This is a genomic window from Blastocatellia bacterium (assembly GCA_035275065.1).
Taxonomy (GTDB): domain Bacteria; phylum Acidobacteriota; class Blastocatellia; order UBA7656; family UBA7656; genus DATENM01.
Genome location: DATENM010000044.1, coordinates 20,397 through 41,506, shown reverse-complemented (window position 1 = coordinate 41,506; position 21,110 = coordinate 20,397). Strand labels below are relative to the sequence as shown.

Annotated in this window: 14 protein-coding genes; 7 read left to right on the top strand and 7 right to left on the bottom strand. The window is 61.4% G+C overall.

The window, feature by feature from the left end; translation table 11 throughout:
• The first annotated feature begins 1 nt into the window (after position 1).
• Complete coding sequence (gene pfp, locus VJ464_09625) at positions 2-1,246, top strand: diphosphate--fructose-6-phosphate 1-phosphotransferase (protein ID HKQ05380.1); 1,245 nt, start codon at positions 2-4, stop codon at positions 1,244-1,246.
• A gap of 68 nt (positions 1,247-1,314) precedes the next feature.
• Positions 1,315-2,967 (top strand): tetratricopeptide repeat protein, encoded by a 1,653-nt coding sequence (locus VJ464_09620; protein ID HKQ05379.1) that lies wholly within the window; start codon positions 1,315-1,317, stop codon positions 2,965-2,967.
• A gap of 11 nt (positions 2,968-2,978) precedes the next feature.
• Here the strand turns inward: VJ464_09620 and VJ464_09615 are convergent, their stop codons facing one another.
• Both VJ464_09615 and VJ464_09610 read right to left on the bottom strand, forming a co-directional pair.
• Entirely contained in the window at positions 2,979-4,919 is a 1,941-nt protein-coding gene (locus VJ464_09615) for a hypothetical protein (protein HKQ05378.1), read from the bottom strand.
• 207 nt (positions 4,920-5,126) lie between these two features.
• Positions 5,127-6,782: an AarF/UbiB family protein gene (locus VJ464_09610; GenBank protein ID HKQ05377.1), complete on the bottom strand. Its 1,656-nt coding sequence runs from the start codon at positions 6,780-6,782 to the stop codon at positions 5,127-5,129.
• A gap of 358 nt (positions 6,783-7,140) precedes the next feature.
• Here VJ464_09610 and VJ464_09605 point away from each other — a divergent pair, with 358 nt between their 5' ends.
• The 3 genes from VJ464_09605 (at position 7,141) to VJ464_09595 (ending at position 10,759) form a co-directional block, all read left to right on the top strand.
• Entirely contained in the window at positions 7,141-8,943 is a 1,803-nt protein-coding gene (locus VJ464_09605) for an amino acid transporter (protein ID HKQ05376.1), read from the top strand.
• Between the two features lie 271 nt (positions 8,944-9,214).
• A complete protein-coding gene (gene mdh, locus VJ464_09600) occupies positions 9,215-10,144 on the top strand; it encodes a malate dehydrogenase (GenBank protein ID HKQ05375.1) in 930 nt (309 codons plus the stop codon).
• A gap of 54 nt (positions 10,145-10,198) precedes the next feature.
• Positions 10,199-10,759 carry a DinB family protein gene (locus VJ464_09595; protein ID HKQ05374.1) on the top strand — a complete coding sequence of 187 codons (561 nt, stop codon included), beginning with the start codon at positions 10,199-10,201 and terminating at the stop codon, positions 10,757-10,759.
• A gap of 136 nt (positions 10,760-10,895) precedes the next feature.
• Here VJ464_09595 and VJ464_09590 read toward each other — a convergent pair whose 3' ends face one another.
• Positions 10,896-11,180 (bottom strand): hypothetical protein, encoded by a 285-nt coding sequence (locus VJ464_09590; GenBank protein HKQ05373.1) that lies wholly within the window; start codon positions 11,178-11,180, stop codon positions 10,896-10,898.
• A 281-nt stretch (positions 11,181-11,461) separates the two neighbouring features.
• On the opposite strand from VJ464_09590, the gene VJ464_09585 reads away from it, so the two are divergent.
• Positions 11,462-14,803 carry a BTAD domain-containing putative transcriptional regulator gene (locus VJ464_09585; protein ID HKQ05372.1) on the top strand — a complete coding sequence of 1,114 codons (3,342 nt, stop codon included), beginning with the start codon at positions 11,462-11,464 and terminating at the stop codon, positions 14,801-14,803.
• Positions 14,804-14,833: 30 nt separating this feature from the next.
• Here the strand turns inward: VJ464_09585 and VJ464_09580 are convergent, their stop codons facing one another.
• From VJ464_09580 to VJ464_09565, 4 genes are all read right to left on the bottom strand, one after another.
• Complete coding sequence (locus VJ464_09580) at positions 14,834-15,595, bottom strand: peptidoglycan-binding protein (GenBank protein ID HKQ05371.1); 762 nt, start codon at positions 15,593-15,595, stop codon at positions 14,834-14,836.
• 472 nt (positions 15,596-16,067) lie between these two features.
• The gene (locus tag VJ464_09575; protein HKQ05370.1) at positions 16,068-16,826 is read right to left on the bottom strand and encodes an FAD-binding oxidoreductase; all 759 of its coding nucleotides are present in this window, start codon (positions 16,824-16,826) and stop codon (positions 16,068-16,070) included.
• A gap of 71 nt (positions 16,827-16,897) precedes the next feature.
• The gene (locus VJ464_09570; protein HKQ05369.1) at positions 16,898-17,023 is read right to left on the bottom strand and encodes a hypothetical protein; all 126 of its coding nucleotides are present in this window, start codon (positions 17,021-17,023) and stop codon (positions 16,898-16,900) included.
• Positions 17,024-17,097: 74 nt separating this feature from the next.
• Positions 17,098-20,382 (bottom strand): TonB-dependent receptor, encoded by a 3,285-nt coding sequence (locus VJ464_09565; GenBank protein HKQ05368.1) that lies wholly within the window; start codon positions 20,380-20,382, stop codon positions 17,098-17,100.
• Positions 20,383-20,602: 220 nt separating this feature from the next.
• Here VJ464_09565 and VJ464_09560 point away from each other — a divergent pair, with 220 nt between their 5' ends.
• Positions 20,603-21,076, top strand: coding sequence for a hypothetical protein (locus VJ464_09560; protein ID HKQ05367.1), 474 nt, complete (start codon positions 20,603-20,605; stop codon positions 21,074-21,076).
• The last annotated feature ends 34 nt before the right edge of the window (positions 21,077-21,110 follow it).

Genomic DNA, 21,110 nt, shown 5'->3' with positions numbered 1-21,110 from the left:
TATGGCAATCAAGAAAATCGGCATTATTGTAGGCGGCGGGCCGGCGCCGGGCACCAACGGCGTCATCGCCGCGGTCGCCATCGAGGCGATCAATAATGGCTGCACGCCCATCGGCTTTCACGACGGCTTTGAATGGCTCGCCGAGCGCTTCACAGACGAGCAGCATGAATTGACGGCGGACGAAGTCTCGCGCCTGCACCGCGACGGCGGCTCGCTGCTCGGCACCTCGCGCACAGACATCACGCGCGACCGCCGCAGCCTGGAAAATGCCATCGCGGCGTTCAACAAGATCGGCATTGACGCGCTGGTCTGTATTGGCGGCGATGACATGATTCGCAGCGCCGTCGCCATCGAACAGGAAAGCGGCGGCGCGATCAACGTCGTGCTGGTTCCCAAGAGTATAGATAACGACGTGTGGATGCCGCTGCCTGTGCCGACGCTCGGCCACGAGACGGCGCGCCACGTCGGCGTCGCGCTGGTCAAGAATTTGATGGAAGACGCGCGCACCACCGTGCGCTGGTACTTCGGCGTGACCATGGGTCGCCCCACAGGCCATCTGACGCTGGCCATCGGCAAAGCCGCCAGCGCCACCTGCACGATCATCCCCGAAGAATTTCGCAAAGAGACGATCAAACTCGACGACATCTGCGACATCATCGAAGGCGCAATCATCAAGCGCCGCGCTTCGGGGCGTGACTTCGGCGTCGTCTTGATGGCCGAAGCGCTGGCCGAGCACCTGAGCCCCGAAGAGAACGTCGAGCTTCAGGACGTAGACCGTGACGAGCAGGGCAACATCCGCGTCACCGAAATCGATCTCGGCCACATGGTGAAATCCGAAGTGCAATCGCGGCTCGAACAGCGCGGCTTCAAGGTGACGATTGTTGACAAGACCATCGGCTACGAGCTGCGCTGCGCCTCGCCCATTCCTTATGACGCCGAGTATGCGCGCGATCTCGGCTACGCCGCGGTGAGCTACTTGAAGCAGGGCGGCTCCGGGGCGATGATGACGCTGCAAGGTGGCGAGGCGCACGCGGTGCCGTTCGCCGAGCTGATCGATGCCGAGACGGGCCGCGGTCGCCGTCGCGCCGTTGACGTTGACACGGAAAGCTATCAGGTGGCGCGCGATTACATGGTTCGCCTCGGCCCCAAAGATTTCACTGACGCCGTATGGCTCAAGAAGCTGGCCGAAACCGCGAACCTGTCAGAGGATGAGTTCCGCGCCCGCTTCGGCAAGTTCGCGCACTGATACAACCAGACAATCCGTTAGCCCAGGGCGTTCGTAACAGTCTTTCTACTATAAGCTGGAGGACTTTGATGAAACGAATTGTGGTCGCTCTTTCTTTCCTGCTGTTATCCACCCCGGCAATTGCGCAGCACACCGGACACGAGGCCGCGCCCCGGCCCGTAACCTTGATGGAAGGCTACGGTGAATTGCGCCACCCGGTCACAACGCGCAACCCCGAAGCGCAGCGCTTCTTCGATCAAGGCTTGCGGCTGGTCTACGCCTTCAACCATGAAGAGGCGGTGCGCTCGTTCCAGCAGGCCGCCACGCTCGACCCCGACTGCGCGATGGCCTACTGGGGCGTGGCGCTGGCGCTGGGGCCGAACATCAATATGGACGTAGACCCGGCTCGCGAGAAGCGGGCGTATGAAGCGATTCAGAAAGCCTTGCCGCTTGCCGCCAAGGTGAGCGAGCCGGAGCGCGCTTACATCCAGGCGTTGGCCAGGCGCTATTCAAACGACCCGAAGGCCGATTTGAAGAAGCTGAATCTGGATTACAAGAACGCCATGAGCGAAGTGGCGCGGCGCTATCCCGACGACCCCGACGCCGGGACATTTTATGCCGAGAGCATCATGCTGCTCAGCCCGTGGCAGTATTGGAGCGCCGACGGCAAGCCCGCCGAAAGCACGCTTGAGCTGGTCGCCGTCCTCGAAGCCATTCTGAAACGTAACCCCGACCACATCGGCGCTAATCATCTCTACATCCATGCCGTCGAAGCGTCGCCGCACCCCGAGTGGGCGCTGCCGAGCGCGCAGCGTTTGAAAGTGATGACGCCGGCCGCCGGTCACCTCGTCCACATGCCGGCGCACATTGACATTCGCACAGGCAACTATGAAGCGGCGGCGCGCGCCAATGTCTATGGCGCAGAGGCCGACCGCGACTATATCAAGGTGGCGGGGGCGCAGAACGTCTACTCGATGATGTACTACTCGCACAACCTCCACTTTCTGACCATCGCCAACTGCTTACAGGGGCGCTTCACGGATGCGCAGCGCGCCGCGGCTCAGCTCGAAGCGCACTTGAAGCCGTATCTGAGCGGGCCGATGGGCGAAGTGATGCTGCCGATGCTCGACAGCTTCTTGCCGACGCCGACGATTGTGCTGGCGCGCTTTCGCAAGTGGGACGAGGTGCTGGCGTCGCCTGAGCCCGACAAGAAGCTGAAGGTGACCGGCGCGATGTGGCACTTTGCGCGCGGCCTGGCTTACGTCGCCGCGGGCAAAGCCAGTGACGCCGAAAGTGAGCAGAGGCTGTTCATTGCGGCGACGAAGACGATCCCTGCCGACTCGCCTTACGGGTTTAACACCGCGCCGACGGTGTTTAAAGTCGCCGAGTCGTTGCTTGCCGGCAAGATTGCATGGCTCAAGGGCGACAAGAAGACGGCGATTGATCTGTTGAAGCGGGCAGTCGAAGCCGAAGACGCATTGAGGTATGACGAGCCGGCGGATTGGCAACTGCCGACGCGCGAAACCCTGGGCGGGGCGCTGCTCTTAAGCGGCGACTACGCCGCAGCCGAGCCGGTCTTTCGCGCCGAGCTGGAAAGGAATCCGCGCAGCGGGCGGGCGCTGTTCGGGCTTGTGGAAAGCCTGAAAGGGCAGGGCAAGCAGTCAGCCGCCGCCTTCGTGCAAGCCGAGCTTGATGCGGCGTGGAAAAATGCCGACACCAAACTGCGGCTTCAGGATTTGTGAGGCGAATAGAATCATGCCCCTGCTCGACGCGGCAGGGGCATGCTACGCCTCTCGATCAGTTCCCGGCTGATCGCCAGCCGCGCTAGCGAATATAGCCCCCAGTCAGACAGCCGGTAAGCCATTGATAGCGCCGCATCGCTATCGCGTCGCGCCATCTCCCTAAACACCGCTTGCAGCAAATCGGTCAGATCAAGCAACTCGGCGGAGTTGACGGAGTAGTTTGGTAAGCGGATCCAACTTGACGCAGCAGAGGTCAGTGAAGACTCTTCAATCGTTCCTGTCTTCAGAAAAAGCTGATTCAGTATGGCAATCGCCGACTGGATGGCTAACGTGCTGCGCTCTGCTTCGAGCGGGTAAAGGGGCCGTGAAATGAACAGAAACGCTCTGGCCGCCTGTTCGCTGACATCTTCCCTATCCAGCCGCGCCAGAGCTGTCAGGTAAATGTCTTTAATCTGCGCCTTCTCCTGGTGCGCTTGCAGCATGGCCTGAGCGATGCGATCAAACACCAGGGTGCGGCCCAGCGGGTCCAGGATTCTTGCAGCCAGCCTCTGTGCTTCTGGCCAATTCGATTGGCTGATTGCCTTCCTGACCAGCGGACTATAAGCCGTCAGCGTGGCCTCTCTGCGGATGGCCACATCATTGATTTTGGAGAGGATATCCTCGGCGAGCGGAATATTCTCTTTGGCCGCCGCCTGCCTCGCCAGGCGTTGATATTCTTTATCTCGTTGTCGGTCATCATTGATCGTCGTGACACGCGGCAGCTCATCGGCGATGCTCTGTGTCTCCCCGGCCTCGGACGGGAGCAAAGAAGACACGTCAATCATCCTTTTCTGAGGGGGGCCTGGGATTGGCCGGGACTGCGCCGTGAACATCATTTCAAGCGCCGAGGCAAGTTCACCAAACTCCGGCGCCCATTGTGGGAAACGGAGGGTAGCGAGCTGGCCCATTTCACGGGCCGTCCGTAGATCATCCGTCAACCCTTGCAAAGGCACATCCGGCTGAAGGTCGCGGCGGATGCGGACAGCTAGCGAACGGAAAAACTCGTTTTGCAGTGCCGCGGAACGCTCCGGCGCAAGAATAAACCGCCCCAGGTTCCGCATCTCAAGGGGGCTAGCAGAACTGTCGCGCAGCCGCTGTAGCAGAAGCATCGCCAGCCGTTCAGCTTCGCCCTCGTCACGCTTGCTGAGGTCTTCGAGAAAGCCGGTCCAATCTACATAACCCAGCGACATAGACTTTTCGGCAAGCTGCGCGGCGAACTTCGGGTCGCTTTCCATGCGGTCGTAAGCCAAACTGATCAACGCTCGCGCCTCTGGTGTCCACTCTTCTTTGATGCCGGCCTTGAGCGGGTTGCCTGCGCCGTCCGCCGAGCCAACCAACTCCCGAAGGAGGTCCGGCTTGAGCGCGGCGATTCGCCGCACGATAAAGAACCAGAACCTTTGCGCCCTTGATTCCGACTCGCCACCGGTCGCCTTCGGTGCCCCCTCCTTCTTTAACTGCTCGCGCATTGCTGCGATAGCACTCTTGAAGATAGAGGTGGCCCGCTCTTTGTCGTCTGGCCACAGCAACGTTCCCGCTTCGACTTCAACCAGGCAGCGCCATTCGATAGGCTCGACGCGATACGCCGTCGCCAACACGCCGTCTAGTAATGTTCTGGCTTGCTGCGCCCACTTGCGCTCTAACCCAGTCAGGCGACTCTCGGCCACAGGCTTGGGAGGCGACTTTTTATCAGGCGTTTTTGGCTGGCCATTGCTTGGAGGTTTTTCAGCTTCTTGTGGTCTCGCCGACGAAGCCTTCTGCGCGCCACCTGCGTTTTGAGCCGCCACGGGAAGGATCAATGTCTGTGCCGACACAGCAAAGGCGAGCCCTAAAACGACTAGCCGGCTGACGAGCCAGGCTTGCAGGAGCCCAGGCTTGTTGGTGGATATTTGATCAAGGTTGTTCTCGATTTCCATCGCTGACCTCCTGAGGAAGGAATTCGACCTGTTCGCTTTAGCGACGAGGGAGAAGTTCAGCGTAGAAGCTTTTACCATCTCGACGGTCTGAAGATGGAAGCCGATGGCAGGTTCTTCTGCTTCCCCTCTTCCGTATACTTAAAGATGGCTGCGATGATATTCGAGCTACTTTTTGATGTCAAGAAAGTTTTTTCGACTGCGGCGGCGTCACTCGTCTTTGAAGAGGATGTTGAGCACCAGCAGGATGCCGCCCGCTGCCGCCGCCAGAAAGAAGATGATCGCCAGGCCGGGGTAGCCGAATATCTGAAAAGATGTCGGAACCTGCATCAGCATGGCCGCCCCAACAATCAACGCCGCCAGCACCAGCCCCATCGTGATGCGGTTGGCGACTTTTTGAAAGCCCGCCATCAGCTTGGTCTCGTCAATCGCCTGGACTCTCACCTCAAGATCGTTGTTGGCGACATGCTCAAGGATGCGATTCATCCGGCGCGGCAGCGTCTGCACCAGGTCTTGCACCTCAAGCACGCTGCTGAAGAGGTTGCCCGGCGAAAAACTCTTCATCACACGGTGCCTGAGAATCTCCGCGGCGTTGCGGCGGAGCGAGGCGTTGGGATCAAAGTCCGGGTCGAGCGTCCAGCCGACTTGATCGAGATTGAGCAGGGTCTTGCCGAGCATCGTCAGGTCGGACGGCAGACGGATGCCGCATTCGCCGGCGATCTGCGTGATCTGCAAAACGATGCGGCCCGCTTCGATGCGCTGAAGCTCGGCCTGCTGGTAGACGGAAACAAACTCTGCGACGCGCGCCGAAAACCCCGTGCTGTTGAAAGCCTCTGTCTTCTCGCCAATCTGAATGGCGAAGCGCGCGGCGTCGTCGCTGCGGCCTTCGCTGATCGCCAGCAGCATTTGCAGCAGCCGTTCCTGCAAGCGCGGCGTTACGTGCGCCACCATGCCGAGGTCGAGCAAGGCGATGCGCCCGTCGTCGGCCAGAAAGACATTGCCGGGGTGCGGATCGGCGTGGAAGAAGCCGTCAACGAGGATCTGTTTCAGGTAAGCGCGAAACAGGTCTTCGGCCAGCGCCTCGCCGTTGATGTCGAGCAAGGCGAGCGGGCTGAGTGAAAGAATATTCTTGCCGGCGACGTAATCCATCGTCAGCACGCGCGAGGTCGTGTAATCGTTTATCGGCTGCGGCACGACGATACGCTCGAACTCGCGCAGGTTGGCGCCGAGCGTTATCAGGTTCTGCGCTTCCTGGCGATAGTCAAGCTCGCGCAGCAGGCTCCTGCGGAACTCGCCGAGCATCTTATTGAACTCGTACCTTCGGCCTATGTCGGTAAAGCCGTCCATAAACTCGGCGATCTCTTCGAAGGCTTCCAGGTCTTCGGCAATCTGCTCGCGGATATTCGGGCGCTGTACTTTGACGGCGACCCGGCGGCCATCGCGCATGCGTGCGCGATGCACCTGCCCGAGCGAGGCCGCCGCCATCGGCTCGCGGTCGAACTCGGCGAAGGCTTTCGAAAGGCGCACGCCCAGCTCGGCGTTAACGATGCGCTCGACCTCTTCATAAGCGAACGGCTCGACTTTGTCTTGCAGGCGCGCCAGCGCCTCGATGTAAGGCAGCGGCAGCATATCCGGGCGCGTCGAGAGCAGTTGCCCGAGCTTGATGAAGGTTGGCCCGCGCTGCTCAAGATCATCGGCCAGCTCTTTGGCCTCGCGCGGCGCGTCGTCGGAAACCTTCTGGTCTTCTTCGAGAATGGCTTCGTCAAGTCCGGCGGTCTTGACCAGGTCGGATCGCCCGTACTTGATGAGCAGCCATGCGATGTCTTTGTACCGCTTCAGGTGCTGAGGCTTCAGCGAGATTCCCATCACCCTCCCCACGATTGCAAAAGATGATTATCAGCCTTGCAGGTTGCAGGCGCGGCCACAGCGCGCCGGTTGGCTTCCTTATACCATACCAGTTTGCGAGCGCCCTGGAAAACCGCCGCCCTCACATCCCGCCGCCAACGAGGGCATGTTCGCCTTGCATGGCGGCGGCGTGATTTGCTTTATTTAGTAGTGAAGTACCGACCCGAGCTCACTCCCTGTGACGCTGAGTGCCTCCCAAGAACTCAGGCACGCAATGAGCGAAAAAAGATTCAAGCGCTGGCTGCTCAAGGGCAAGCCGAAAGGGCCTGAAGGCCCGCAAGCGCATTCCACAGAGCATCGCCATCCCTGGTGGCAGGTGATGTGTTTGACCGGCGTCGATTATTTTTCGACGCTCGGCTACCAGCCCGGCATCGCCTTCCTGGCCGCCGGCGCGCTCTCGCCCATCGCCACGCTGGTACTGGTGCTATTGACCTTGCTTGGGGCGCTGCCGATTTATAACCGCGTCTCCAGGGAGAGCCCGCATGGCGAAGGCTCGATCTCGATGCTCGCAGACCTGCTGCCCGGCTGGCAGGGCAAACTTTTCGTGCTCGTGCTGCTCGGCTTTGTGGCGACTGACTTCATCATCACGATGACGCTATCCGCCGCCGACGCCACCGCCCACGTCATCGAAAATCCCTTCACGCCGATGGGCCTCAAGCATCCCATCGCCGTGACCCTGGTGCTGATTACCTTGCTGGGCACCATCTTTCTCAAAGGCTTCAAGGAAGCCATCGGCGTCGCCGTCATTCTGGTGGTGGTTTACCTGTTACTGAATGGCGTTGTCATCGGCTACGGGCTGTCTCAGGTGTTGGCCCATCCGCAACTGTTGTCGGATTGGAAAGCGGCGCTGTTCCGCAGCTATGCCAGCCCGCTCGGCATGATCGGCGCGGCCATGCTCGTCTTTCCGAAACTGGCGCTCGGACTTTCGGGATTCGAGACCGGCGTCGCCGTGATGCCACTGGTCAAGGGCGAGCCGTCGGATACCGAAGCCCAGCCCGAAGGCCGCATTCGCAACACCCGCAAGCTGCTGCGCACCGCCGCCTTCATCATGAGCGTGATGCTGATCGCCAGCAGCTTCGCAACGACGCTGCTGATCCCTGCGCAGGAATTTGAAGAGGGCGGGCAGGCCAACGGGCGGGCGCTGGCCTACATCGCGCACCATTATCTCGGCAACCTCTTCGGCACGGTTTATGACCTGAGCACGATCCTGATCCTGTGGTTCGCCGGAGCATCGGCGATGGCGGGACTGTTGAACATCGTGCCGCGCTACCTGCCGCGCTATGGCATGGCGCCCGACTGGGCGCGGGCGACGCGCCCGCTGGTGCTGGTCTACACGGCGATTGCCTTTGCCGTCACGGTGATCTTCAAGGCCGACGTTAACGCGCAAGGCGGCGCTTATGCGACCGGCGTGCTGGTGTTGATGAGTTCGGGGGCCATCGCCGTCACCCTGTCGGTCTGGCGGCGCGGCGTGATTCGTTATGCCTTCCTGCTGATCGCGCTGGTCTTCGCCTACACGACGGTGCTGAACGTCATCGAGCGTCCCGAAGGCATCAAGATCGCGTCGTTCTTCATCCTCTTCATCGTCGCCACCTCGTTCGTGTCGCGCATCTATCGCTCGACCGAGCTGCGCGTCAAACACATCGAGATGGACGACAAGGCAAAGCAGTTCATCGAAGAGATCAGCCAGGGCGAGATTCGCCTCATTGCCAATCGCTGCCAGCGCGGTGACGTTGACGAGTACCACGAGAAAGAGGTCGAGCAGCGCGCCGACAACCACATCCCGAAAGAAGACCCGGTGGTCTTTCTCGAAATCAAGGTGTGCGATGCCTCGGAGTTTGCCGATGTCATGAAGGTTAAGGGCGTCAACGTGGATGGCTACCGCGTGCTGCGCGCCGAAAGCTCGACGGTGCCGAATGCCATCGCCGCCTTCCTGCTCGACCTGCGCGACCGCACAGGCAAGCTGCCGCACGCCTACTTCGCATGGACGGAAGGCAACCCGCTGGTCTACATGCTCAAATACATCTTTTTTGGCGAAGGCGACACCGCGCCGGTTACCCGCGAGGTGCTGCGCCAGGCCGAAGATGATCCCGAGCGCCGCCCGGCCATCCACGTCAGCGGCTAGCGGGCAGGAGGCCGGAGGCAGTTTGCCAAGCTCCGTCAGGAGCGCGATGTTTATAGTAATCGAGTCGGCTTGTTCTTCAAGCTCCGTAGGAGCGAAATGTTGACATTTCGCTCCTACGGAGCTTGGTTCTTTCTTATCTCCGGTGACTATAAACATGGCGTCCCTACGGGACTGATGACTGCCTCCTACTTCCCGCTTACTCTGCCTGACAACCGACCACTGATGCGATAGAATTGCGCTTTGCAATCATGCAGACATACAGGGAGGAACTATGGCTAGAAAAAAGATCACGGTGGTCGGCGCGGGCAATGTCGGCGCGACCGCCGCACAGCGATTGGTTGATAAAGAGCTTGGCGATGTCGTGCTGGTTGACATCATCGAAGGCATGCCGCAAGGCAAGGCGTTAGACCTCGCCGAGACCGCGCCCATCGAAGGCTATGATGCGCGACTCATCGGCACCAACGGCTACAAGGAGACTGCCGACTCCGACGTCGTCATCATCACTTCGGGGCTGGCGCGCAAGCCCGGCATGAGCCGCGACGACCTGCTCAAGACCAACGCCGGCATCGTCGGCTCGGTCACCGACGAGATCATGAAGTACTCTCGCAATCCCATCCTGATTGTCGTTTCAAACCCGCTTGACGCCATGTGCCATGTGGCCTTGAAGCATTCGGGATTGCCGAAAGAGCGCGTCATCGGCATGGCCGGGGTACTCGATTCGGCGCGCATGCGCTGCTTCATCGCCGACGCGTTGAACGTGTCGGTCGAAAACGTCACTGCCTTTGTGCTCGGTGGCCACGGCGACACGATGGTGCCGCTGCCGCGTTTCTCGACGGTCGCCGGCATTCCGCTGCCCGAGCTGTTGCCGCAAGACAAGATTGACGCCATCGTTAAGCGCACCGCCTCAGGCGGCGCCGAGATCGTCAGCCTGCTCAAGACCGGCTCGGCTTATTACGCGCCGTCAGCGGCGGCAGTCGAGATGACCGAAGCGATTCTCAAAGACAAAAAGAAAATTCTGCCGTGCGCCGTCTACCTGGAAGGCGAGTACGGCATCACCGGCTTGTTCGTCGGCGTGCCGGTGAAGCTCGGCGCGCGCGGCGTCGAAGAGATCATCCAGATCAATCTGCTGACCGACGAGCGCGCCGCTTTGCATCGCTCGGCGGCGGCGGTTCAGGAGCTGGTTGATGTAATGGGGAGATGAAGACGACGCGGCGGCGCGGAGAAGGGAAGGCAGGAGTAGAGTTGACCGAAGGGAATGGATCGCCGCGTCGCCGTGTCGCCGCGTCTCGAAGGGCTGCACGCTATGATTCAAAACTTCTTGAAGGAATATCAGAGCTATCGCCGCATCGGCGAGAAAGCGCTGGCGCAGGTTTCCGACGACGCGCTCAATCGCGTGATCGGCAAGGATAACAATTCGGTCGCGATGATCGTTCGCCACATCAGCGGCAACCTGCGCTCGCGCTTCACCGACTTTCTGACGAGCGACGGCGAAAAGCCGTGGCGCGACAGGGACTCGGAATTTGCCGACGTGACCTATGACCGGCAGGCGGTCGGGCAGATGTGGGCCGAGGGCTTTCAAGTCGTCGAAGAGGCCCTGGCCGCGCTCACTGATGCTGACCTTGAGCGACAGGTGTTGATTCGCGACGAGCCGCACACGGTCCACCGGGCGCTCTGCCGCTCGGTTGCGCACACCGCGTATCATGTCGGCCAGATTGTTCTGCTGGCGCGCATATTGAACCAGGGCGACTGGCAGTGGATCAGCGTCCCCAAGGGCAAGTCACAGGAATTCAATCAGGAGATGATGAAGGGAAAATAGCCGGGACCGCTCCGACCGGCAGCGTGTCGCGCGAGTTACATTCGATTGCTTTTCGTTCGCCGCAACCGGTTATCGTTCGGTTATCATTCCTCGAATGAGCAGCGAGGGGACATTGGCGTCCCCTCGCTTTGTGGCCTTACAGACCGCCGCGCGTCTGGCCGGCGCTCTGCGAGCTGGAGTTGGCAGATTGCTGACCGAGCAAGCGCCCGAGGTGCTGCTGAAGCTGTTGCACCTGCTCGGTGTCCTGCTGGCGAATCTGCTCAAGCAACTGCCGGATTTCGTTGTCATTCTGCGCGTCGCGCATGTACTTGTCGTAAGCCTCCAGGGCTTTCGACTTCTTGTGGATGATCGTGATCAGGTCGTAGCAAAGGTCATCGAGCGGAAAGTTGCCGCCCTGGTTCGAGGCATTTTGATCTGCCATAGACTTTCCTCCTCTAGTTGAGATTTGTTGCACCACCTTTAATCGCAATCACCATACCAGTCGCCGTTGGCGGCGCCGGGAGATCGCCCGGCGCGCTTGTGCGAATTCGCCGGATGATGTTAGAACAGAAGTAAAGCATCTGATTGCGGATTGCGGATTGCGGATTGCGGATTGAGAAGGTCAGCAGTGGCCGCATCAATTCACGACCCGTGATGCGCAATCAGGAGAACGGATTCAGCAATCGAGAATCCACAATCCGCAATCCGCAATCCGCAATCGTTATGCTGCCAGCATACTTTCTTAAGACCAAGCTGTTGCCGCCGCGTCTGACGACGCGTGTGCTGGCGCGCCCGCGGCTGATCGAGCGCATGCGCGATTTTCTCGACCGGCCCGCGACCATCCTCTGCGCCAACGCCGGCTGCGGCAAGACGACGCTGGTGACCGACTTCATCCACTCAATCAAGCTGCCGGCCGTCTGGTATCAGATCGATCCGGCGGACGTTGATCTGGCGGTCTTCTTCGGCTATCTCGTCTATGGATTGCGCCAGCGCGAGCCGGCCTTCGGGCACGTCACGCTGGGGCTGATCAGCGAGACTGAAAACCTCTCGCGGAAAGCCAACCAGCTCGTAGACGTCTTCATCAACGAAGTCAGCGAGCAGCTTGAAGAGAAGACCATCCTGGTACTCGACGATTATCACCACGTTGATTCGAGCGAGCCGATTGCCGCCGCCGTTGACCGCCTGGTGCAATACCTGCCCGACGTGCTGCACTTGATCTTTACGACGCGCTCGGTGCCGAACCTCTCAGTCATGCGGCTGCGCAGCAAGGGCGTCGTCGGCTTTCTCAACCGCCAGGACTTGCTGTTCACGCCGCCTGAAGTCGAGCAGTTGTTCGCCGAGACTTTCGGGCGGACGTTGCCGGCGGAGATGGTCAGCCGCTTTCACGAAAAGACCGACGGCTGGGTGACGGCGCTGCAACTGATTCAACAATCGCTCGGCCATTCCGAAGACGCGCTCGGCGCGGCCCGTAGCGCCAACCGCGCCTTGATCGAGAGCGCCTTGCAACAGTCGGAGATGGAAGTCTTCGATTATTTTGCCGAAGAGGTCTTGCAGTTTGAAACGCCTGAGACCAGGCTGATGCTGGGCCGCTTGTCGCTGCTCGACCGCATTGACCCGGCCATCTGCGAAGCGGCGCTCGACATCGGGGATTGCACCGCCGAGCTGCGCAACCTGACGCGGCGCAACGTCTTCATCGCCCAGGCCTATGGCAGCGGCGCCGAAGAATCTTATCGCCTGCACCCGCTGTTTCGCAGCTTTCTAACGCGCTGGCTGGCGAACGAGGTGGGTGTCGAAGAGGTCAAGCGTCTGCACAAAGCCTGCGCCGCTTACTTTGTCAGCGCCCAGCAGTGGAGCTTTGCGCTCGACCACTTCACCGAGGCCGGCTCGGCTGAAGATGTCGCCGGCATGCTGGCGGCGCATGGCAGGGAACTGGTCGCCGCCGGGCGCTTCGAAACGATCAAGCGCGCCTTTGACGGGCTGACCGACAGCGCGCTGAACGCTTACCCGCGCGCCTTGATTCCCCGCGCCGATGTCGCCTTGATCGAAAGCGACTCGGTGCGCGCCGCGGCGCTCTACGCGCAGGCCGAGCAGATGGGCCGCGCCGCCGCTGATCCGAGCGTGCAGGCCGAAGCCTTGCGCGGTCAAGCCTACATCGCACGCCACACGGGCGACTGTGACCAGGCCATCAAACTGGCGACCGAGGCCATCGCGCTTGCGCCCGATCACCATGCATTGCGCGCCCGCTGCTTCAACACGATTGGCCTGTGCAGCTTCACGACGCGGCACGACAGCGGCGGCGCTATCGAAAACTGGCGGGCGGCGCTCGACGAAGCTCGCAAGGCCGGCGACGACCGCTTCGCGCGCATCGCCCTGCACAACCTCGGCCTGCCTTACTCGCTCGAAGGCGACTTTCATGAAGCCCTGCGCTGGCTCTCACAAATGATCGAGGGCGAGGCGAGCGTAAGCCATGACACAAAAGCCGAGGCCGCGCCGTTCCCGCAAGAGGCCATCGCCCACCTCAACATCGCGCGGCTGAAGATCGTCCAGGGCCGTCTGGACGAAGCCGAAGCGCACCTTGAGCGGGCGCTTGAGCGCTGCCAGCTATTCAATTTGAAGACGGCGACTGGCGAGACCCTGGAAGCCTTTGGCAACCTTTACCGCGAGCGCAACGAGTTTCCGCGGGCGCTCGATTTTTATGACGAGGCCGTGCGCGCCTACCGCGACGCCGGGGTGGCGCTGACGGACAAAGAGCTGCTCGATGAGCGCGCCACGCTCTACCTGCGCATGGGCGATGTTCGCATGGCCGCGCGCGAGGCCGACGAGTACTTTCGCGCGCGGGCCGCGGAGTCAGATGTCGAGCGCTCGACCGCCTTGATCACGCGCGGGCGCATTGAGCTGGCGGCGGGCCGTCTGAACGAGGCCGAAGCGGCACTGACGGAAGCCGCGCGGCTGGCGGTTGAAAGTAAGCTGTATTACAACGAAGCCCGCGCCGAGACTTCGCTCGCCCGCGCCCTCTGGGAGTTGCGGCGGCCCGAAGAAGCGCTGGCGCACCTGGAGCATGCCCTGGGGCTGTCGCGCCGCTACGATTACGCTTACTGGCTGGCGGGCGAGGCGCGATTGACACCGGCGTTGATCGAAGCCGCGCTGCGCGCAGGCATCGCCGTAGACTATCTGGCGCGCCTCGCGCCGATGCAGGCCGCCGAGGCAGCGCCCTCGCGCTTATCGCCGGCAGAGGGCGTGCAAGCGAGCGCCGCGCCCGCCGGCCGGCGGCAGGATTCGATGGTCGAGTTGTTCATCGAGCGCCCGAATGTCGATCTGGTGATTCGCATGCTCGGCCCCGTCGAAATCTCCCGCGACCCTGCCGAGCCCTTGAAGGACGCCTGGCGGCTGATCAAATCGCTGCACATCCTTTGTTACATCGCCTCGCGGCGCAACCATCGCGCCCCGAAAGAGCAGATCATCGAAATGTTCTGGGGCGACGCCGACACCGAAACCATTGCCAAGAACTTTCACCCGACCATCTCGCACATGCGCAAGGCGCTCAACACCGGCCAGGTGGTCAAGAAGGATTTCGTGCTCTACCGCGAGGGCGCTTACCTGCTCAACCCGCAGTACCAGTACCGCGTTGATGCCGAAGAGTTCGAGCGCCTGCTCAACGACGCGCGCGAGGCGCGCCGCAACGCCGACGACGAAGGCGCGGCGCAGTTGTTGGCCGAGGCCATCAAGCTCTACCGCGGCGATTTTCTTGAAGAGCTCTATTACAACTGGGTTGAAGAGCTACAGAGCTATTACCGCGACCTCTACTTCGAGGCGCTGAAAGAATTGATCGTCTACCATGACGCCAAGGGGCGGCACGAGCAGGTATTGCGCTACGGCCAGATGCTGCTATCGCGCGACCCGTATCAGGAAGACGTGCATTGCGCGCTGATGGAAGCGCATGTGGCGCTCGGCAATCGCGCCGCCGCCATTGATCAGTTCGATGGCCTGCGCCGCATGCTGCGCCGCGAGCTCGGCGTAGACCCGCTGCCGGCGACCCTCGCCCGCTACGAAGCGCTCATCAAGTGATTCATCGCGCCGCCCGCGCCCGCCGCGGGCTCACAGCCCCAGCGCCCTGAGGGTTCGCGGCCCGACCGTCCCGTCTACCGACAGGCCGTTCCTGGCTTGAAAATCCATGACCGCCGCAAGCGTTCCGCGACCGAAGTCGCCATCCACTTCGAGGTTTGCGCCCTTTGCGTTGAGCGCTTGCTGTAAGGCTTTGACCGCGGGGCCGCGGTCGCCCAAACTCAAGGTCGGCTCTGGCGGCTCGGCCAGGTGGTCGCCGAAGATGCCTGCGGCATGCCACTCGCGAATCTTTTCATCGCTCGCCTCGAAGTGCATGCCGTCTTCGGTCGGGAAGCCGGCGCCCCAGAAATAGCCGTGGCGGTTAAAGATCGGCGCGATAGCCGCCAGGCCAGCCTGCACCTTGCCGTTGCCGCGGGCATCGAGCTGGCCCTTCAGCTTGAGGTCTATAGCGGTGCCCCACGAGTGATTGCTGATCGAGGTCTGCGAGCCTCTGACGAAGCGGGCGCAGAGCATCCCGGCGGTACCGAGCGCGGCAAAGACTTCGGGGTTCTCGCGCTTGATGTCGGCGAAGATTGCTTGTAAGGTCTCGACGGCGGGGCGCAGGCCATGCACCCGGAATGGGCCGAGGTCTTCAGTGACGATGAGTCGGGCCAGTGTCGGGTTCGTCACCTCCTGGCAGTCTGCGGCAAAGCTGCCCCGCGGGCTGCCCAACAGCGCCAGCATCGTGTGCTGGTGCGCGGGACTCACCCCCTGATTGATTCCGTTCGGGATGGGAATTAATTCGGTGATTTCCATACGTCCTCCTCCTTTGTGCGAAGTCAGTCATACTTCAAGATGTCTAACTTGATATGCGTGGCGGGAAGAAACGTTTCAGGCGCGGGCGGGTTTGACTTGCGGCGGCGGCTGGCAGGTTGATCGCTCACCTAAGAAAGCGAAAGGGGCCGCAAGGCCCCTTCAACCTCACATTCATCTTAGCGGCATCACGTCAGGTTAAATAAAATTTTATAAGCGAGCGCGAGCGCTGTGGACGCTTGTGAGTGTTCGGTTACTAACCCAAACGCCGATTACTTATTCAAACGGCGTGCTAGAACTCACGCCGCCGGCTACTTTATTGCTAAATGAAGCGGGCGTTGAAGAATCTTTTATTCAAGTAATCTACGGCGTGTTCGCTGAGGCGGCGCGGAAGCACATTCGTTGCACACGGCTGAGTCAACAATGCGGCGACCGTTCATGTGGGCGCGCTCAAAGATCGAATGACGCCCGCCGCTCAACGCGGCAACCGGATCGTGAAATACTTTTCGGTGTGAATCTGTATCTTCGGGAAGCGGGCGCGCTGGAGGATGGCGCGGGCGTTTTCGACCATCGTCGGATGGCCGCAAGCGTAAGCAATCGCCCGCCGGTGATCGAACCCCAGCGCGTCGGCGTGCTTGCGGGTCACGTCTTCGATGCGCCCGGCTTCGCCCTGCCAGTCGGGATTTTCAAGAGCCCGGCTGATTGTCGGCACATAGTCGAACCAGCCTTGCCGCGCGATCATCGCCATCTCTTCGCGATAGTAATCTATCTCACGCAGATAGCTCGCGCCGTGGATCATCGCAAAGCGCATCTCGGCATGCAGGCCGCGCTCGAGCTCGTATTGATGGGTGCGAATCATGCTGACGAACGGCGCAATGCCGGTGACCGTGCATAGCATCAGGTGAGCCGTCAGGCCGGTCTTGCGGTCGAGGTAAAAGGTGCCCGCCGCCTGGTCGCCGACCAGCAGGTGATCGCCGGCGCGCAGCTCCCAGAGCCGCGGCGTCAGCCGCCCGCCCGGCACCAGTTCGACGAAGAATTCAAGCAGCGGCTCGTGCGGCGCCGAGGCCATCGAGTACGGGCGTTGGAGAATGCGGCCCGCCTCTTCGACGCCGAGCGAGGCGAACTGGCCGGGCAGAAAATCGAGCTTCGAGGCCGGCGCGATGCGAAAGATCGCCAGCTCCGGCGTCAGATCGATGCGCTCGGCAATGGTCGCCGTTTCAAACTTCGCCGCCACTCCTCTGGCCTCCCGTGCAATGCGCCCGTATCCATATCGTAACCAGCCGCGCCGCGTTTAGCCACATCGGATCAGCGGGTCGAGACGCCGGCCCAGTTCTTTGCCAGCGGGTTGCGCAGTTGCCGGATGATGTCGCGGATGCGCCAGGCGTCGCGTGCCGCGCCCGCCGGAAGCGAAATGTGCAGCGCCGCGGCCATAAAAAATGGGGAGCCGCGTGGCTCCCCTTAGTCAGGCTTATGGGTTATTCCTTAGGAGGATCATTCACCTGAAGTTAGAAAATCAGCTTGGCGGCCAACTGCACGTTGCGTCGCCCTTCAAAGAACGCCGGCACGTAGCCGTTGGAGATTTCGTTTTCCGGGAATCCGTAGATCACGAAGGCGTTGGCGTGGTTGAAGACGTTGTAGGCTTCAAGCCGCATCTGCAAATTGACGCGCTCGCCGAGTTTGAAGTTCTTGTAGAGACCGCCGTCGAAATTCCACAGGCCCGGCCCGCGGAAGGCATTGCGCCGGGTCATATTCGACGGGAACGGCCCGGGGTCGTTGCTGCCGGTGATCGGGTTGACGAACCCGCCCGGCGTCAGCCCGGACAGATCAACGAAGCGGTAACGGTTCGACTGGTCAACGACGCCAACATCATCCCGGCTGATGCTCGGATGGAAGTTGACCGGCCCGTTGGCCAGGACGCGAATGCACGGTGATTCGGCAAAGATCGAGTTCGTGCAGTCGAAGACCGAGAACGGCGAGCCGGTGCGCGCCGTGAAAATGCCGGTCAGCTCCCAGCCGCCGAGGATGTGGTGGAAAGCGCCTCTGTCTATCCCGAACGTCGGCACGCCCCAGGTAAAGCTGGTCACGAAGCGGTGCCGCACGTCGAAGTCGGCGTAGCCATAATCAACGTCCGGGTTGAACGGGTCGAGGAAACCGAGGTTGAAGTTGTTGCTCGATTCCGAGAAGGTCGTGCTGAGGTTGTCTTTCGACACCGAGTAGGTGTAGCGCGCCGACAGTCGCAGATTCCACTTTTGCAGGTTGCTGGAATCGAACGAGAGAATCAGCGCGTTGTAGTTCGAGCGCCCGCCGTTGGAGCGGAAGTTGATGTCGGAAGCGCCGGCATTGTTTAAGCGCCCCGAGCCGAAGCCGCTGGTCGTCAGCGTGTCGCCGAGATAGACGTTGCCGAAGCCGCGGCGGTTGATGTTGGCAATCGAGTAAAGCTCGCGCCCCGCCGAGCCGCTGTATTCGACCGAAGCGACCGAGTTGCTGAAGACGCGGCGCTCCAGGGCGGCGCTCCAAAAATGCGCGTAGGCGTTGACGATGTCCGGGTCAACGGCGCGCAGGCTGGTCGCCGGCAAGGGCCGTGTGATGCCAGAGCCTGCGAGCACGCCGAAGTTGCTGGTGCTGATGGGCAGAACGCCGCCCGGCACGACTGCCGGCGTGATCTGCACCGTCGCATAATTCGGCGGGTTCTGGATGACGTTGAACGTGACGTTGCCGAAGTTCCGTTCGTACGCCATGCCATAGCCGCCGCGCAGGCTGGTCGAGCCGTCGCCGAAGATGTCCCAGGCGATGCCGAGGCGCGGCGCGAAGTTATTGTAATCGGGCTTCCACAGCCCGCCGACGGGCGAGTCATTGGCCAGCTGGATACGGCCATTGCGGATGCGCTCGAAGATGTTGGAGCCGTCGCCGAGATAGAAGTTCGAGTCGAGCGAGCGGTCGGCGTTATGCTGCACGCCATAGTATTCGTAGCGCAGGCCGAGGTTGAGCGTCAGGTTGTTCTTCACCTTCCACGAATCGTTCACGTAAGCCGCCCACTCGTGGTAGCGGTTGCTGCGGCTGAAGCTCGGACTCGTGACCGGCGTGGTGATCGAGCATTCCGGCGTCACGATGGTCGCGCCGGTCGCCGGGTTGCGGAAGCAGGGGAAAGCGCCCTGCGGATCAATGGCGACCTGGAAAGCGGCCAGCCGGCCCGCAAGCAGGTTGGAGACCGCGTTTGAGAAGTTGGTGCCGAGCGTCGCCACGGCATTCTCGTAAGCGCCGAAAGTTCGGTTGTCGCGAATGTGAATGTACTGGCCGCCGAACCGCCATGTGTGGTTGCCGCGCGTCCAGTTCATGTCTTCATACGCCTGATAGAAGTTCTGCGGGCCGCCGAACGGAATGGCGCTGCCCGGACTGGTCGGCAGATAGCCCGGCAGGCGAATCGGGAAGCCGCCAATCGTCCCCACCGCGTTGCTGAAGAAGTAGAGCGTCGGCACCGGCGGCTGGTCGGCGTTCAGCCCTTGATTCTGGTTCAGGCGGTTGAAGATGACCTTGGTCTGCGACACCAGGGTCGGCGAGAAAGAGTGAGTCACCGAAGTCAGGTAGTTCTGATTACGGTAATCAAACCCGGTGTTGAAGCCCTGGTAAGGGCTGAAGCTGACGGTGCCCGCAGGGTTGTCGCCCTGCTGGAAAGCGCCGCGGAAGTAGACCTGTGTGCGCTCGCTCCAGTTGTAGTCGAAGCGCCCAACGGTCTGCCAGTCGTTGCCCGGCGTGCCGCCGCCGACATCAACCGCCCGCGGCAGCCGCACCTGGCCGAAGGCCGGCAGGCCCGCCGGCAGACTCGTAATGCCCAATTGACCCGCCGTGAAGATGGTGCCATTGATCGGCGTCACCAGTTGGAAGTTGTTAAAAAAGGCTTGCGTCGCCGCGCCTGAAGCTGCGAGCAGTTGCGGCGTCGGCACGAGGCTAATGACTTCGCCGGTCGAACGGATGCGTGTCCACTCGGTCGAGCTGAAGAAGAAGAGCTTGTCTCTGATGACGCGACCGCCGACCGAGTAGCCGAACTGGTTGCGCGTGAAGACGCCCTTCGGAATGCCCTGGGCGTTGTTCTCGAAGCTGTTGGAGGCCAGCGCCGAGATGCGGTTGAACTCGTAGAGCGAGCCGTGGAAGTCATTCGTCCCGGCGCGCGTGGCGACGTTGACGATGCCGCCCGAAGCGCGCCCGTATTCAGCCGAGAAGTTGCTGGTGATGACGCGGAACTCCTGCACCGAGTCGAGCGGCACGCTCTGGCCGACGGTGGCGCTGAACAGGTCAACGTTCTCGCCGCCGTCGAGCAGGATGTTGGTGCTCGACGCCCGCTGGCCGTTGATGGCAAAGCCGGTGCCGCGACCTGACGGGTCGGCCCCCGAAACATTGCCCGATAGCCCGACCAGGTCATAAGGGTTGCGGGTAATCGTCGGCAGCTCGGTGACCTGTGCTTGCGAGACGACATCCGACAGCTCTTGCGTCTGGGTGTTGACCTCGACGCCGCCCTCGCCGGCGACAACATTGATGACTTCGCCGCGGGCGGTCGCCGACATCGCGGCTTCGATGGACAGGCGCGCGCCGACGGTCACCTGCGCTTGCTGTGTGAAATTGGCGAAGCCCGCGGTGGTGACGGTGACTTCATAAAGGCCGGGTTGCAGGTTAGTGATCGTCGCCGTGCCTTCTTCACTGCTCGTCACTGCCGGCAGCGTGGTGCCGCGGTCAACCGAGCGCACGGTCACGGTCGCGCCGGGGATGACCGCGCCCTGCGGGTCCGTTACTTTCACTGTAATCTGACCGGTTTCGGTTTGCGCGAATACTGGGAACGCAGAGAGGGAAGAGAGCAGCACCGCTAGCATCAGCGATAGGACGCGCTGCACTGTTCTCCGATTCGCTGTCAATCTTCTTTGCGGAAGATTCATCGTCGTACCTCCTTCAATGTTCAGGTAGAGCGGCGGACGCGCACGGGTACGGCAGTTCAGCGCCGGCGCGCTCTACCTCTGCGGAATGATTCTGTTCTGTATCTGGGTGGTAACTCTTATGAGTTTGGGACGCACATCATGTTTAATGCCTATTGTTCAACCGAACAGCTACCCTTACTTCTTACCCACTGGCGCGGTAGTGTTTGAGCAAAGCTATTTGAGCAAGGAATATGCCAGCGCGAATACGCGCCTTCCGCGCCGCCTCGTGGCCGTATCCGCAAGCGCGCGCCGCGCGCGCGGCATATTTTTCTCACGCGTGACTGAAATCTGTTGCGGCTGCGATTTCGTCAACCTCAAGGACAACACTACCGGCCTGGACAATCATTTCCAGTATGGCGATGGCTTCATCGTGACGCGGGCGAACAACGACAAGCCAGAGGCGCAGACGATTCACTCAGAGGTCTTGAACCCCAAGGCCGTCCGTAAAGAGACGCGCGGCATCGCGGCCTATTGCGGCACCTGCAAAGCGCTGATGATGTTGAAGGTCACCGGCGACTGATTGATTGCCGGGGCCGACGCGGCGGGCATGCCGC